The sequence below is a fragment of the Nakamurella leprariae genome (assembly GCF_016918035.1).
GTDB classification, from domain to species: domain Bacteria; phylum Actinomycetota; class Actinomycetes; order Mycobacteriales; family Nakamurellaceae; genus Nakamurella; species Nakamurella leprariae.
In genome coordinates this window covers 88152-102628 of sequence record NZ_JAERWK010000016.1, presented here as the reverse complement: position 1 = coordinate 102628, position 14477 = coordinate 88152, and the positions used below count along the sequence as shown (strand labels likewise).

The window sequence follows — 14477 nt, the reverse complement described above, 5'->3', positions numbered from 1 at the left end:
CTGATCCGGGGGCGGACCGAGGCCGGACACTCCGCCTGCCGCCGGACGGATCACTCCGGCGGCAGGTTGGCCACCGCGGCCATCGCGCCGGCCAGCACCGCGACGGCCACCGCGGCGATGACGAGCGCCACCTTGCCGCCGGTCCGTCCGTAGACCGACTGCCAGGCCCGCAGCCGGTCGGTCTCGTGCCGGAACCGCCGCCAATGGGCCAGCGTGGTCAGGAGCAGGCCGATGATCACGGCCAAGGCCACGTACACGGTCACGATCGCAGCGGTTCGCACACCCACCACGGTGCCCCGGCTGGCCGTCCGGTACACCGGACGGGCAGGCTGGGCCGCATGCGGATCGCCCTGGCCCAGATCGTCTCGACCACCGACCCGTCGACCAACGCGGCGCGGGTGGGTGAGTGGACCCGGCGGGCGGCCGACGCCGGTGCCCGGCTCGTCGTCTTCCCCGAGGCCACGATGTGCGCGTTCGGGGTGCCGTTGGCGCCGGTCGCTGAGCCGCTGGACGGGCCGTGGGCCGATGCGGTGCGCACCGCCGCCGACCGCGCCGGGATCACCGTGGTGGTCGGCATGTTCACGCCGGGACCGGCTGGATCAGGGGCTGAGCCGGGTGCGGATCGACCGCGCGTGCTCAACACGCTGCTGGCCACCGGCGGCGGCGTCGAGGCGCGCTACGACAAGCTGCACCTGTACGACGCGTTCGGCTTCGCCGAGTCCCGCACGGTGGCGCCGGGCGAGGAGCTGGTGGTGATCACCGTGGACGGCGTCCGGGTCGGGCTGACCACCTGCTACGACGTCCGGTTCCCGGCGCTGTACCAGGCCCTGGCCGAAGCCGGCGCCCAGGCCACGGTGGTGGCCACGTCATGGGGCGCCGGTCCGGGCAAGCGGGAACAGTGGCAGGTGCTGACCCGGGCCCGGGCGCTGGACAGCGGCAGCTGGATCCTGGCCGCCGCGCAGGGCGATCCGAGAACGGTCGGGCTCGAGCCGAGCCGGAAGGCGCCCACCGGCATCGGGTCCAGTGTGGTCGTCTCGCCCACCGGCGTCCCGGTCGCCGAGGCCGGGGCCGCTCCGGAACTGCTGCTCGCCGAGGTGGATCCGGACGAACCGGGCCCTGCGCGGGAGGCACTGGGCATGCTGGCCAACCGGCGGCCGCTGCCGCGGGTCACCGCGCTCGCCGATCCCAGCTCCTGACCGACCTGCTGCCCGAGGCACCGAGTCGATCTCGGGAGTAGCGTGGCGCGTCCGTCGGGTGATCAGCTCGCGTGATCAGGAGGTGCGTCATGGTGGGTTTCCTGCTGTTGCTGCTGGTGGTCTGGATCGTGCTGTCGGTGCTCGGTTTCGTGATCAAGGGGCTGCTCTGGCTCGGGATCATCGGCGTCGTGCTGTTCGTGGTCACCGCGCTGATCGTGGCGGCGCGGCGCCGGAGCTCGATCCGCCGCTGACCGGCGCCCGGCGGGGGCGGCCACGGTCAGTCCGGCCCGCCCCCGCCGCCGTTCTCCGACGTCGGAAGCACCAGCACCCGGTCGTCGCTGGGTACCGGGGTGCCGACTCCGTCCTTGTTCGAGGTGGTCAACCAGAGCAGGCCCTGCCCGTCCGGGACCACGGTGAGCAGCCGGCCGTACCGCCCGTCGAGCAGCTGGGCCGGGTCGCCGCTGAACTGGTTGTCCGGCGACATGGCCAGCCCGGAGACGGACGGGGTGTCCAGCGAGGTGCTGGCCAGGGTGCCGGCGTCGACCGCGCAGTCGTTGGCGCCGCCGTCGGCGCGGGCCCAGCTCCACAGCGCGTCCCCGGACACCGGGGCGGTGTAGTCCCGCCCGGGCAGCGGCATGATGAGCAGGTCGGCCGCGTCCCGGTGGTCGATCACGGCGACGGAGCCGTCGGCCAGCCGGCAGGCGCCGGTCACGTCGGTGAACCCGCGGGCCAGCACCGGGGAGCCGGGGGTGGGATTGTCGGCCCGCGGCGCCCCGAACTCGTCCACCCGCAGCACGGTGCCGGCCAGCGACGCCGGGTCGGCGGCCAGGGCGGGGTTCCCGGCGTCGCCGGTGCCGATGATCAGACTGCCGTCGCCGGCGAACGCGATCCGGCCACCGTTGTGGACGGCGCCCTTGGGGATCCCGGTGATCACCGGCTTGGGCACGTCGCCCTCGGCGATCTTGACCACGCGGTTGTCGGTCGCCGTGGTGACGTACGCGTAGAGCAGCCGGTCCTCGGCGTACGCGGGCGACAGGGCGATGCCGAGCAGGCCGCCGGTGCCGCTGGCGTCCAGGTCCTCGATCACGGCGACCTCCCTGGTCGGCGTGTTCCGGGCGACCTGCAGGATCCGGCCGGTGGTGCGTTCACCGACGAAGGCGCTCTGCCCGTCGGGGAGGGGGGCCAGCCCCCACGGGGCGGCCAGACAGGTGGCGATGACGGCCGGGTCGGTGGGGGCGCACGGATCGTCGGGGTCGGTCGTCCCGGACGGGGGCGCGGAGCCGGTCGGTGGGGTGGGTGAGGTGGACCGCCCGGTGCTGGGTTCGACCGGCTGCGGCGCGACGGCGGTGAGCGAGGGCTGCACGGTGAACGGGGCCGGTTCGCCGGAGAAGTCGGCGCAGCCGGTCAGCAGCAGGGCCGCCGCGGCGGCGAGCCCGGCCAGCCGTGCCCGGGGGCGCGCACGCCCGGTCCTTCGGGGGCGGCGGGCGGGCGGTCTCATCACGTCCACGGTACGGCGCACGGTCCGGATCACCGCGGGGCCGGCCGCCCGACCCGGAGACGCAACCCGCGGATCTCATCGAGCGGCAGGTGACGGATCCCGGTGGTGCGCCGGGACGCCAGGGTGATCCGCAGCGACGCGATCCCGGCCCGCCGTTGCCACCAGGTCTGCCGACGCTGGGTGAGCTGCACCCGGTGCAGCCGGGCCACGGTGGTGACCCGGGCCAGCACCCGGTGCCCCCGGAAGACCACCGTCTCGCGGTCGAGCGCCCAGCCGGCCGCCCGGGCCTGGGCCACCCCGATCAGCACGCCGAGCACCGGCGGCAGCGCCACCAACACCGCCCACCAGTCGGTGGGTCGGCCGAACACCAACCAGCCGAGCGCGGCCACGCCGACGCCGATCCACACCGGCACGGTCAGGAAGCGGCGGCGGGAAGCCCGGGGCACCGGGGTGAGCGGGGCGGGCACCCAGTGCAGCTCGGGCAGGGCCCGTTCGACCAGCGCCGCGGCCTGCTCGCGGCGCAGCAACGGGAACAGCGTCCGCTCGCCGCTGGGCGCCGTGCCCGCCCCGGAGATCTCCACCTCGACGGCGCACCAGCCCAGTCGCCGGCGCAGCCATCCCTCGACGAGGCGCACGGCGTGCACCCGGGCCACCGTGATGGTCGCGGTCTGCTGGGAGAACAGCCCGCGCGAGGTGCGCAGCACGTCGCCGTCCCGGACCAGGGTGAACCGGGCCATCCGCTGGGCGGTCAGCAGCGAGCCGATCACCACCGCGGCGACCGCGATCGCCACCAGGATCAGCACGGTCGCCCCGTCCGGACCGAACAGCTGCTGCTCCAGTCGGCGCAGCGTGTCTCGCGGCAGCAGGGCGCGGGCGCGCTCCCAGGCGGCCGACAAGCCGGCGAAGATGAGCGGGATGGACACGCCGGTGACCGTGGCCACCGCCAGGGTCCGGCTGTCCAGCACGGCCAGGGGCTCGGGTGCGGTGATCGCCACCGAGGCCGAGCCGACGTCGTCGGTGGCTCCCGCGCCGAGCTGCCTGGCGATCACCGTCGCCGGTCCGGCCGGGCCGGGCTCCGGGCCGGCCGCGACCGGCGCGGCGGACGCCGCCCGGTGATGCGGTGCCAGGGCCGTGCGCAGCCGGGCCAGCTCGGCGGCCGTGACGCAGGCCAGGTGCAGCGACCGGGTGTCGCCGCCGGCGGGCGTGCGCAGCGTGACGCCCCAGACCCGCAGCAACCGCTGCACGATGCCGCGGGAGGCGTCGACCGCGGTGATGCGGGTGATCGGGACGGTGTGCACGGTGCGGTTCAGCACGCCGGACTGCAGATGGAAGACGCCGTGCAGGATGGCGTACCGCTTGGTCAGCCAGCCGGCCACCGCGAACACCGCGACCAACCCGGCCACCACCCCGATGGTCCAGCCGGGGATGCGCCAGATGCCGACTGCGATCACCGGGAGGAGCGAACGCAGCGCCCGGCCGCCGCTGATGAGCAGGTAGGCCGGGTGCAGCCGCCGGAACGGCAGGTCGTCCCTCGGGGCCCGTCCGGGTGGGTCCGGCGGTGCACTCACAGGTCGTCCTCGAGGTGGGCGAGGGCGCTGATCCGTCCACGGATCCGTTCGGCCTCCGGGTCGTCCATGCCCCGCAACGGCACCATCCCGCCGGCGGTGTGCACGTGCAGGTTGGCCAGCCGGAACCGGCGCGCCAGCGGCCCCCGCTCCACCTGCAGGTACTGCACCCGGTTCATCGGCACCACGGTGCGGGACACCACGAGCCAGCCGTGCTGGATCTCCAGTTCGCGCTCGGACAGCGCGAACCAGGTGACCCGGTACCGGATGGGCGGCGCGATCATCGCCTGACCCAGCAGGGTCCAGGCCGCGACGAGGCCGATGACGGTCCAGCGCAACCACGCGGGCGGCCCGGTGATCAGGAATCCGAACAGCCCCGTCGCGGCGGCCGTGGCGACCAGCCCGGTGAGCAGACCGCGGAGGTGCCAGTAGCTGCGGGTGCGGGCCGGCAGTCGCTGCCGGGCGGCATGGTCATCACCGGGCAGCGGTTCGGGTGCCGGGTCGGGCGGGGACGGGGACACGACCGGGCGCTCGGGCGTGGGCCCGGAGGTCAGCTCGGCGGCTGACCCGGAGGCGGTCTCGGCAGCGGGCTCTGGGGGAGGAAGTGGCGCGCCGAGCACGTCGCCACCCTACGGGCGGCCGGTCGCGCGGATGACCGTCGCCGATGATCTCGGGAGGTCCGCGTGCCTGGGTCAGCCGGTGAGGACGGGCAGCGGGCGGTCGGTCTCGGCGACCTGGGTGAGCCTGGCCGCCAGTGGGCGCAACGGCGGTGAGGTGATGGCCTTGTCCAGCAGCCGCCGGACGGCCACGCCCAGCCGGGTCTTCGGGTAGGCGAAGTGCTCGATGCCGGGCGGCAGGTGCTGGACGTCGTCCACCAGCGGCCGCATCCAGGCCTCGTACTCCCCGAGTGCGGTGGCGACGTCCGGGGCGGTCGACAGCTGCGCGGCCAGGACGTAGCCGCTGACCAGGGCCAGCGACGCTCCGCCGCCGCCCATCGGGGTCACGCACCAGGCGGCGTCCCCGGCCAGCATGACCCGGCCCGCGTGCCAGCTCGGCATGCGGATCTGGGTGAGGTCGTCGACGTAGACGTCGTCGGAGGTCTCGAAGCCGTCCAGCACCCGGCCGGCCTCCCAGCCGGCGTCGGCGAACAGCTCGCGCAGCCGGGCCATCGCCGCCGCCCGGTCCAGCTCGACCAGGTTCCCGGCGCGGGCGACGGCCAGGATGGCCCGGGTCGTCCCGTACGGGTCCGGTCGCAGGTGCACCTGGCGTCCACCGGTGGTGGTCAGCCAGCGCCAGCGGTCGTCGTCGGTCGCGGTGCGCGGGATGGTGCCGAACACCATGGAGATGCCGAGCTCTCGGCGCTCCACCTGGTCGGAGAACAGCAGGTCGCGGGTGCTGGAGCGGACGCCCTCGGCGATCACCAGCAGGTCGGCCGGCAGTTCTTGCCCCGACGCGGTGGTCACGGTCACCGGTCGCACGTCGTCACCGTCACCGGAGTGGTCGTCGACCTCGACGATGGTCTGGCCGTAGCGGATCTCGACCCCGTCCGGCAGCGCGTCCAGGATGGTCCGGGCGAAGTCGCCGCGCAGCACCTCGAGTTCGGCCGTGGCCCCGTCGGGTCCGTCGGACGGCAGTTCGGCGGTGACGATGCCGTCCTCGTCGACCAGGACGGTGCCGGTCTCGGTCGTGTTCCGGGCCCGGACCGCCTCGACCAGCCCCATCCGGTCGAGCACCTCCCGGGCGACGCCACGCACGTCGACGTTCTGGCCACCGTCGCGGAAGGTCTCGGCCCGCTCCAGCACGGTGACCGCCCACCCGGTGCGGCGCAGCCAGAACGCCGCGGACAGGCCGGCGATCCTGGCGCCGGAGATGACGGCCTGGCGTGGTTCGCGCTGCGGCACGGGTCGCTCCTGTCGTCGGTCGGCGGGCTGGTGATCGGTGGTGTCGGTCGGCGGGCCGGACACCGACGGCAGTGCCCCGGCGACGGACGCGTCAACCGATCTGCCCGCCGCTGCGGGCCGTAGGGTGTCCTGCGTGACCGCTCGGGGTGTGCTCGTCGCCGGCACCTCCTCGGACGCCGGCAAGTCGCTGATCACCGCGGGTCTGTGCCGGGTGCTGGTGCGCCGCGGGCTGCGGGTGGCGCCGTTCAAGGCGCAGAACATGTCGAACAACTCGATGGTCTGCGCGGACGGCGCGGAGATCGGCCGGGCCCAGGTGCTGCAGGCGCAGGCCTGCCGGGTGGACCCCGAGCCGGCCATGAATCCGGTGCTGCTCAAACCCGGGTCGGACCGGCGGTCGTTCGTCCTGGTCCGCGGCCGGCCGGCCGGGCAGCTCGGCTCGGGTGAGTTCGCCAATGGTCGCGCCCATCTGGCCGCCGCGGCCTGGGCCGCCTACGAGGAGCTGGCCGAGCGGTTCGATGTGGTGGTGTGCGAGGGGGCCGGATCGCCGGCGGAGATCAACCTGCGCGCCGGTGACTACGTGAACATGGGGCTGGCCCGCCGGTTCGACCTGCCGGTGCTGCTGGTGGGGGACATCGACCGGGGCGGGGTGTTCGCCTCGCTGTACGGGACGGCGGCGCTGCTCGAGCCCGAGGACCGGGCGCTGCTGCGCGGCTTCCTGATCAACAAGTTCCGCGGCGACCCGGCCGTGCTCACCCCGGGCCTGGACCGCATCACCGAGCTCACGGGCGTCCCCGTGGTCGGGGTGGTGCCGTGGCTGTCCGGGGTGTGGTTGGACGGCGAGGACACCCTCGAGGTGGCGCGCTGGCGGCACGAGGACGCCGCGGCGACCGACGGCGCCGGGACCGATGGCGGAGTGCTGCGGGTGGCCGTGGTGCGGCTGCCCCGGATGTCCAACGGCACCGACGTCGACGCCCTGGCCGCCGAGCCCGGGGTGCAGGTGTCGGTGACCGCCGACCCCGCCGTGGTGGCCGCTGCCGATCTCGTCGTGCTCCCCGGGACCCGTGCCACCATCAGCGATCTGGCCTGGCTCCACAGAACCGGGCTGGCCGGGGCGGTGCACCGGGTGGCGGCGGCCGGGCGGCCGGTGCTCGGACTGTGCGGTGGGTTCCAGATGCTCGGCCGGACCATCAACGATCCGGACGGCGTCGAGGTGCTCGCCGGTGGCGCCGGATCCAGTGCCGATGTCGAGGTGACCGGGCTGGGGCTGCTCCCGGTCGACGTGCGGTTCGAGGCGGCCAAGGTGCAGCGGCGCAGTACCGGGACGTGGCGGGGAGCAGCGGTGGGCGGCTACGAGATCCATCACGGGCGGCCCACGGTGGCGACGTCCGACGAGGCGTTCCCCGGGGGCGGCCGGGTCGGGTCGGTGTGGGGCACCATGTGGCACGGCGCGTTCGAGCACGACGGGTTCCGCCGGGCCTGGCTGGCCGAGGCGGCCGCGGCCGCCGGCAGCCGGTGGCGCCCTGATCCGGTCGCCCCGGCGTTCGCCGACCGGCGGGAGGCGATGATCGACACCGTCGCCGACGCCCTGGAGCAGTCCGTCGACCTCGCCGCGCTCGGCGACCGGCTCGGCCTGCCGGTGACGGCATGAGTGCGCCGGATCCCGCCGTGCGCACCCTACTGCTCGTCGGAATCGGCGCCGGTGACCCGGAACTGCTGACGCTGCAGGCGGTGTCGGCCATCGCGGCGCTCGATGTGGTGCTGGTGCTGGACAAGCCGGGTGGAGCCACCGACCTGACCCGGATGCGGGAGGCCCTGGTGCGGCGGTTCGCCGGCGACCCGGCGCCGCGGGTGCTGCTGCTGCCCGATCCGCCGCGGGACCGGGGTGAGCTGGACCGGCCCGGGTACTCCGGGGCGGTGCGCAGCTGGCACCACCGCCGGGCCGACCTGCTCGAGGCGGCGCTGGCCGAGCAACTGCTGCCGGGGGAGACGGCCGGCATCCTGGTCTGGGGCGATCCGGCCTTCTACGACTCGACCGTGCGGCTGGCCCAGGAGCTCGAACGGCGCGGCACCGTCCCGCTGGACTGGCGGGTCATCCCGGGGATCAGTAGCATCCAGCTGCTCGCGGCCCGACACCGGTTGGTGCTGCACGGGATCGGCGAGCCGCTGCACATCACCACCGGGCGCCGGCTGGCCGACGCGGGCACGCTGCAGCACGAGAACACCGTGGTCATGCTGGACGCCGGGGTGAGCGCGGCGGTGCTGTTGCAGTCGCCGGAGGCGGCCGACCGCGACGCCTGGATCGCCTGGGGCGCCGCCCTGGGCACGCCGTCGGAGGTGCTGGTGGCCGGCCGGCTGGCCGAGGTGATCGACGAGATCGGCCGGACCCGGGATGCGGTCCGGGCCGAACGTGGCTGGATGATGGACATCTCGTACCTGCGCCGCGGTGGCCCGCCCGGCGTCGCCGACTGAGGTCGGCTCAGAGCACCCGCTCGCGGACGAAGTCGTCCTCGTACCGGTCGCCGACCAGGAACCGCTTGCGGCCCACCCGGTCGAAGCCGACCTTGGCGTAGAAGCGGTTGGCCCGCTCGTTCTCCTGGTTGACCCCGAGCCAGATGCCCGCCGAGCCGCGTCTCCGGGCCGCCTCGACGCTGGCCGTGACCAGCGCCTGGGCCACCCCGGCACCGTGGTGGTCGGGGTGCACGTAGCACTTGTCCAGCGCGGTGGTGGGACGGGCGGTGATGCAGCCGGCCACATCCGGATCGGTCGGCTCGCCGTGGACGAGCATGGTGTACCCGGCCAGCTCCACGGCTCCGGTTGCCGGGGAGACGGTCTCGGCCACGAAGAGCTCGCGGTCGGGATCGGCCAGGTAGCCGGTGAACGAGGTCTCGCTCAGGTTGCCGGCGATGAACGCCGCCGTGGCCTCGTCGGTGGTGTGCGGCGGGCAGGCCAGCGGGAACGTCAGGGCGGCCAGGGTGTGCAGCGCCGCCGCATCGGCGGCGGTGGCCGGCCGGACGGTGACGGCTGCGGTGCGGGGCGCGGGTTCGGGCACCCAGCGAGGCTAGCGGCCCGGCCGGGGACGATCGATCCGCCGCCGGTGGCTCAGGCGTGCACCCGGCCGAGGAAGTCCCGCACCAACGGGGCGACCTGCGGACTCGGATCGGCCCAGTGCTCCTCCAGTGCCGCGTCCTCGGGTCTGTACTCGTCCTGGTGAATGTCGCCGCTCTGGACGATCAGCGCGGCGATCCGTTCCGGGTGCCGCCGTCCCGGATGCCGCATGGCCGGCTCCAGCCCGAACTGTGAGCCGTCGTCGTGCAGCCAGAGCGCGGTCCGGTCCACGCCCATCGTGTCGGCGAACGCCTCCAGTCGATCGGCGTCCGCGCGGAACGTGTCCGGGAGTCGTCCGGCGTCGGGGTCGCCGAGTAGCCGGAGGCGTCAGCGTCCGGCGCGATGAGCCGCCACCGGTCGCCCAGCAGCGGCATCAGGGGTGCCGAACTCCTCCGGGGCGGAGAGGAGGTCGGACCGAGGGACGAGAGGAGCCCGAGTCGACCATCCAGAACCGCGGACAGCCGTGCGGGAGCAGGACGACCGGGGCATCTGCGTCACCGGCCTCGCGGGAGAAGGTCGTCGGGCGGACCCGGCCGGCCGGGACCTCGAGGGTGGCATGACGGACGGGCGCGACGGTCATGATCCAACTGTGCTCACGGATGCGCGCCGGCGCCAGGGTCGGTGCCGCCGGACCCGACCGGCCGACGCGGGTGCGACGATGAGCCGATGCCCGTGTTGCTGCATCTCGATGCCTCGATGGACCCCGCGGGGTCCCGTTCCCGCGCGGTCAGCGCCGCCCTGGCCGAGGCCTGGCGGTCGGTGTCCGCGGACCACACCGTCGTCCGCCGTGACCTGCACGCCGACCCGCTGCCGTACCTGAGCGACCCGGCGCTGCACTGGCCGCCGCGACTGCGCCCGCCCGGGGCGACCCCGCCGGCCGACCAGGAGCGCGTCCAGCAGGAGGTGCTGGACGAGCTGCTGGCCGCCGACGCCGTGGTGATCGGCGCCCCGATGTACAACTACTCGCTGCCCGCCACGCTCAAGACCTGGGTCGACTACATCCACGTCCCCGGCGTCACCACGCCGTTCGACGTGGACTCCCAGCCGCTGGCCGGCCGCCCGGCCGTGGTCATCAGCAGTCGGGGCGGGATCTACGACCCCGGCACGCCGACCGCGGGCTGGGACCACGAGGTCCCGGCCCTGCAGGTCGTGCTGGGTGAGGCGCTGGGCATGGCCGTCACGGTGCTGACCGTCAGCCGCACCCTGGCCGGCTTCGCGCCCGCGCTGGCCGACCAGATCGACACGGCGCAGACCGAGTTCGACGCCGCGGTGCAGCGAGCCGGTGAGCTGGGCCGGGAGCTGGGCCGGGAGCTGGAAGGCGCCGCGCCGTCGGCGTGAGCGCAGCGGAGCCGGCGCCGCGGTGGGCGGCGCCGGCCCCCGGCCTCACTCGTCGTCGGCCTCCAGATCGCCCTCGACGTCCAGGTAGACCTGGGCCAGCTGGTCCAGCACGGCCTGGTCGGGCTCGGCCCACAGGCCCCGCTCGACCGCCTCGTGCAACCGCTCCACGATGCCGCGCAGCGCCCACGGGTTGGCGTGCCGCAGGAACGCCTGGTTGCTCTCGTCCAGGGCGTACGTGCGGGCGACGGTGTCGTACATCCAGTCGGTGACCACACCGGCGGTGGCGTCGTACCCGAACAGGTAGTCCACCGTGGCGGCCAGCTCGAAGGCGCCCTTGTACCCGTGCCGCTGCATGGCCGCGATCCACCGGGGGTTGACCACCCGGGCCCGGAACACCCGGGCCGTCTCCTCGGTCAGCGATCGGGTGCGCACCGAGTCCGGTGTGGTCGAGTCGCCGATGTAGGCCTGCGGCGCGCTACCGGTCAGCGCACGCACGGTGGCCACCATGCCGCCGTGGTACTGGAAGTAGTCGTCGCTGTCGATGATGTCGTGCTCGCGGGTGTCGGTGTTCTTGGCCGCCACCGCGATCCGCCGGTAATTGGCCTCCATGTCGCCGCGGGCCGGCACCCCGTCCAGCTCCCGGCCGTAGGCGAACCCGCCCCAGGCCGTGTACACCTCCGCGAGATCGGCGTCGGTGCGCCAGTTGCCGGACTCGAGCAGCGGCAGCAGACCGGCCCCGTACGCGCCGGGCGCCGACCCGAAGATCCGGGTGGTGGCCCGCCGGTCGTCGCCGTGCTCAGCCAGGTCGGCCTGGGCGTGGGCGCGCACGTAGTTCTGATCGGCCGGCTCGTCCAGCCCGGCCACCAGCCGCACCGCGTCGTCCAACAGTTCGACCACGTGCGGGAACGCGTCCCGGAAGAAGCCCGAGATGCGGACGGTGACGTCGATGCGGGGCCGGCCCAGCTCGGCCAGCGGGATCGCGGCCAGCCCGTTGATGCGGCGCGACGCCTCGTCCCAGGTCGGCACCACGCCGAGCAGGGCCAGCACCTCGCCGATGTCGTCGCCGGCGGTCCGCATGGCCGACGTGCCCCACACCGACAGACCCACCGAACGGGGGTACTCGCCGGTGTCGTCCAGGTAGCGCTGCACCAGCGACTCGGCCATGGCCTGACCGGTGTCGAAGGCCAGCCGGGACGGGATGGCCTTGGGGTCGACCGAGTAGAAGTTCCGGCCGGTGGGCAGCACGTTGATCAGGCCGCGCAGCGGCGATCCGGACGGCCCGGCCGGCACGAACCCGCCGTCGAGCGCGTGCAGCACGGCGGTGAGTTCGTCGGTGGTGCCGGCCAGCCGGGGCACCACCTCCTCGGCCGCGAAGCGCAGCACCGCGGCCACCGCCGGATCAGCCTGGCCGAGCTCCGCGGCCACCACGGTGTCCACCGCACCCGGCGCCCAGCCGGCGTCCTCCATGCCCTGCACCAGGGCGCGGGCCCGGGTCTCGACGGCGTCGACCGCGGCCAGTTCGGCGCCGTCCTTGAGCCCGAGCGCGGCGCGCAGCCCGGGCAGCGCCGCCACCGTGCCACCCCAGATCTGCGTGGCCCGGAGCATGGCCAGCACCAGGTTGACCCGGGGCGTGCCCGTCGGCGCCTGACCGAGCACGTGCAGCCCGTCGCGGATCTGCACGTCCTTGATCTCGCACAGCCAGCCGTCGACGTGCAGCAGGAAGTCGTCGAACACCGAGTCCTCGGGGCGACCGGACTCGCTCAGCCCCAGGTCATGGTCCATCCTGGCCGCCTGGACGAGCGTCCAGATCTGCGCCCGGACGGCCGGCAGCTTGGCCGGGTCCATGGCCGCCACGGTGGCGTGCTCGTCGAGCAACTGCTCCAGGCGGGCGATGTCGCCGTAGGACTCGGCCCGGGCCATCGGCGGGATGAGGTGGTCGACGATGGTGGCGTGCGCCCGGCGCTTGGCCTGGCTGCCCTCGCCCGGATCGTTGATCAGGAACGGGTAGATGAGCGGCAGGTTGCCCAGCGCGGCGTCGGTGCCGCAGGAACCGGACAGCCCGACGTTCTTGCCGGGCAGCCACTCCAGGTTGCCGTGCTTGCCCAGGTGCACGACGGCGTGTGCGCCGAACTCCTGCTCCAGCCAGCGGTAGGCGGCCAGGTAGTGGTGCGACGGCGGCATGTCCGGATCGTGGTAGATGGCCACCGGGTTCTCGCCGAAGCCGCGCGGCGGCTGGATGATCACCACCACGTTGCCCGCGCGCAGCGTGGCCAGCACGATGTCGCCGTCCGGATCGGCGCCGGGGGTGCCCACCCGGGATGTGTCGACGAACAGCTGACCCGGTGCGGTTCCCCAGGTCTCGGTCATCGCGTCGACCAGGTCGTCCGACAGGTCGTCCAGCCAGCACCGGTACGTCGCGGCCGGGACGCGCACCGGGTTGCCGGCCAGCTGACCGCTGGTCAGCCACTCCTCGTCCTGCCCGCCGGCGGCGATGAGCGCATGGATGAGGGCGTTGCCGGCCGTGGTGTCCGGGTCCTCCCCGTCGACCGGGTCCAGCACGCCGAGCCCGGGCAGCTGTGCCTGGGCGCCGAGACCGCCCACGTCGTACCCGGCCTCGTGCATGGCCCGCAGCAGCCGGATGGCCGACACCGGGGTGTCCAGGCCGACGGCGTTGCCGATCCGGGCGTGCTTGGTCGGGTACGCCGAGAGCATCAGCGCGATGCGACGGTCCGCCGGCGGGGTGTGGCGCAGCCGCGCGTGGTTGACCGCGATGCCCGCGACCCGGGCGCACCGCTCCGGGTCCGCGACGTAGCGGGGGAGGGCCGCCTCGGCCAGCACGTCGGCGAGATCGGCGTCGAGCGCCGCGCTCTCATCGGAGTCGGTCTCCTTGAACGAGAACGGCACGGTGATGATGCGCCCGTCGAACTCGGGCACGGCCACCTGGGTGGCCACGTCCAGCGGGGACAGACCCTCGTCACCCTCGGCCCACTGCTGCCGGCTCCAGGTCAGGCACAGCCCCTGCAGGATCGGGATGTCCAGCTCGGCCAGGGCGGTGACGTCCCAGGCCTCGTCGTCGCCGCCGGCCCCGGCGGTGGCCGGCCGGGTGCCGCCGGCGGCCAGCACCGTGACCACCAGCGCATCCATGGTCCGCAGCTCGGCGATCAGCTCGTCCGACATGTTCCGCAGGGACGTGCACCAGATCGGTGAACCGATGCCGCCGGCGTCGTCGACCGCGTCGGCCAGCGCGTGCACGAAGGCGGTGTTCCCCGAGGAGAAGTGGGCTCGGTAGAAGATCACGCCCACCCGCGGCCGGACGGCGCCGTCCGCCGGCAGAACCGGAGCTGGCCGGTCCAGCACGCCCCAGTCCGGCAGCACGGCCGGCTCGTCGAAGCCCTCACCGGTGAGCAGCACGGTGTCGCACAGGAACCGATGCAGCTGCCGCAGGTTCTCCGGGCCACCCTCGGCCAGGTACCGGTGCGCCTGCGCGGCGACGCCGCTGGGCACGGTCGACTGCCGCATCAGCTCGGCGTCCGGAGTGCGCTCGCCACCCAGCACGACCACGGGGACCCCGGCGGCCCGCACCGCGGCCAGCCCGTCGGCCCAGGACTGCGGCGTGCCCAGGATCCGGACCACGACCAGGTCGGCGCCGGCCAGCACCACGGGCAGCCGCTCGGCCACGTCCAGCCGGCTCGGGTTGGCCCAGCGGTAGCGGACCGCGGCGGCAGCGTCGGACCGGGCGCCGGTCGCCGTGCCCGGATCGGTGGCGGCCCGGGCGGACAGCAGATCGGTGTCCGAGGTGGACAGCAGCACCACCAGCGGGCCGAGCCCCGGGTCGGTGTCGGTCCCGGGCGCAGGGGCGGTCGAGCTGGTCATC

General features: G+C 74.4%; 13 protein-coding genes. 5 read left to right on the top strand and 8 right to left on the bottom strand.

Annotation, left to right across the window (positions count from 1 at the left end; genetic code table 11):
* Positions 1-50 precede the first annotated feature (50 nt).
* A complete protein-coding gene (locus JL106_RS12780) occupies positions 51-281 on the bottom strand; it encodes a hypothetical protein (RefSeq protein WP_205261107.1) in 231 nt (76 codons plus the stop codon).
* A gap of 57 nt (positions 282-338) precedes the next feature.
* On the opposite strand from JL106_RS12780, the gene JL106_RS12775 reads away from it, so the two are divergent.
* Together JL106_RS12775 and JL106_RS12770 are read left to right on the top strand one after the other, a co-directional pair.
* A complete protein-coding gene (locus JL106_RS12775; protein WP_205261106.1) occupies positions 339-1196 on the top strand; it encodes a carbon-nitrogen hydrolase family protein in 858 nt (285 codons plus the stop codon).
* A gap of 89 nt (positions 1197-1285) precedes the next feature.
* The gene (locus JL106_RS12770) at positions 1286-1447 is read left to right on the top strand and encodes a hypothetical protein (RefSeq protein WP_205261105.1); all 162 of its coding nucleotides are present in this window, start codon (positions 1286-1288) and stop codon (positions 1445-1447) included.
* A 26-nt stretch (positions 1448-1473) separates the two neighbouring features.
* Here the strand turns inward: JL106_RS12770 and JL106_RS12765 are convergent, their stop codons facing one another.
* The 4 genes from JL106_RS12765 to JL106_RS12750 all read right to left on the bottom strand — a co-directional run bounded on the left by JL106_RS12765 (position 1474) and on the right by JL106_RS12750 (position 6160).
* On the bottom strand, positions 1474-2694 hold the full coding sequence (locus tag JL106_RS12765) for a PQQ-dependent sugar dehydrogenase (protein ID WP_205261104.1): 1221 nt from the start codon (positions 2692-2694) through the stop codon (positions 1474-1476).
* 29 nt (positions 2695-2723) lie between these two features.
* Positions 2724-4262, bottom strand: coding sequence for a PH domain-containing protein (locus tag JL106_RS12760; RefSeq protein WP_205261103.1), 1539 nt, complete (start codon positions 4260-4262; stop codon positions 2724-2726).
* Positions 4259-4780: a PH domain-containing protein gene (locus JL106_RS22080; RefSeq protein WP_205261102.1), complete on the bottom strand. Its 522-nt coding sequence runs from the start codon at positions 4778-4780 to the stop codon at positions 4259-4261. Before JL106_RS22080 ends, JL106_RS12760 begins: the two co-directional genes overlap by 4 nt.
* A gap of 171 nt (positions 4781-4951) precedes the next feature.
* On the bottom strand, positions 4952-6160 hold the full coding sequence (locus JL106_RS12750; protein ID WP_205261101.1) for an FAD-dependent monooxygenase: 1209 nt from the start codon (positions 6158-6160) through the stop codon (positions 4952-4954).
* Between the two features lie 133 nt (positions 6161-6293).
* Here JL106_RS12750 and JL106_RS12745 point away from each other — a divergent pair, with 133 nt between their 5' ends.
* Positions 6294-7808, top strand: coding sequence for a cobyric acid synthase (locus JL106_RS12745; RefSeq protein WP_205261100.1), 1515 nt, complete (start codon positions 6294-6296; stop codon positions 7806-7808).
* Positions 7805-8629: a precorrin-6A synthase (deacetylating) gene (cobF, locus tag JL106_RS12740; RefSeq protein ID WP_205261099.1), complete on the top strand. Its 825-nt coding sequence runs from the start codon at positions 7805-7807 to the stop codon at positions 8627-8629. The genes JL106_RS12745 and cobF overlap by 4 nt, the downstream gene beginning before the upstream one ends.
* A 7-nt stretch (positions 8630-8636) precedes the next feature.
* Here cobF and JL106_RS12735 read toward each other — a convergent pair whose 3' ends face one another.
* Both JL106_RS12735 and JL106_RS12730 read right to left on the bottom strand, forming a co-directional pair.
* Entirely contained in the window at positions 8637-9209 is a 573-nt protein-coding gene (locus tag JL106_RS12735; RefSeq protein WP_205261098.1) for a GNAT family N-acetyltransferase, read from the bottom strand.
* A 50-nt stretch (positions 9210-9259) separates the two neighbouring features.
* Positions 9260-9496 (bottom strand): hypothetical protein, encoded by a 237-nt coding sequence (locus JL106_RS12730; RefSeq protein WP_205261097.1) that lies wholly within the window; start codon positions 9494-9496, stop codon positions 9260-9262.
* 435 nt (positions 9497-9931) lie between these two features.
* Between JL106_RS12730 and JL106_RS12725 the strand changes: the two genes are divergently transcribed.
* The gene (locus tag JL106_RS12725) at positions 9932-10603 is read left to right on the top strand and encodes an FMN-dependent NADH-azoreductase (RefSeq protein WP_205261096.1); all 672 of its coding nucleotides are present in this window, start codon (positions 9932-9934) and stop codon (positions 10601-10603) included.
* Between the two features lie 45 nt (positions 10604-10648).
* Here JL106_RS12725 and cobN read toward each other — a convergent pair whose 3' ends face one another.
* Entirely contained in the window at positions 10649-14476 is a 3828-nt protein-coding gene (gene cobN, locus JL106_RS12720; RefSeq protein WP_205261095.1) for a cobaltochelatase subunit CobN, read from the bottom strand.
* Position 14477 lies beyond the last annotated feature (1 nt).

What these genes read in the sequence shown, in the direction of transcription:
- JL106_RS12775 (WP_205261106.1), top strand. Translation starts at nt 339, where the DNA reads ATGCGGATCGCCCTGGCCCAGATCGTCTCGACCACCGACCCGTCGACC.
- JL106_RS12770 (WP_205261105.1), top strand. Translation starts at nt 1,286, where the DNA reads ATGGTGGGTTTCCTGCTGTTGCTGCTGGTGGTCTGGATCGTGCTGTCG.
- JL106_RS12765 (WP_205261104.1), bottom strand. Translation starts at nt 2,694, where the DNA reads ATGAGACCGCCCGCCCGCCGCCCCCGAAGGACCGGGCGTGCGCGCCCC.
- cobF (WP_205261099.1), top strand. Translation starts at nt 7,805, where the DNA reads ATGAGTGCGCCGGATCCCGCCGTGCGCACCCTACTGCTCGTCGGAATC.
- JL106_RS12725 (WP_205261096.1), top strand. Translation starts at nt 9,932, where the DNA reads ATGCCCGTGTTGCTGCATCTCGATGCCTCGATGGACCCCGCGGGGTCC.
- cobN (WP_205261095.1), bottom strand. Translation starts at nt 14,476, where the DNA reads ATGACCAGCTCGACCGCCCCTGCGCCCGGGACCGACACCGACCCGGGG.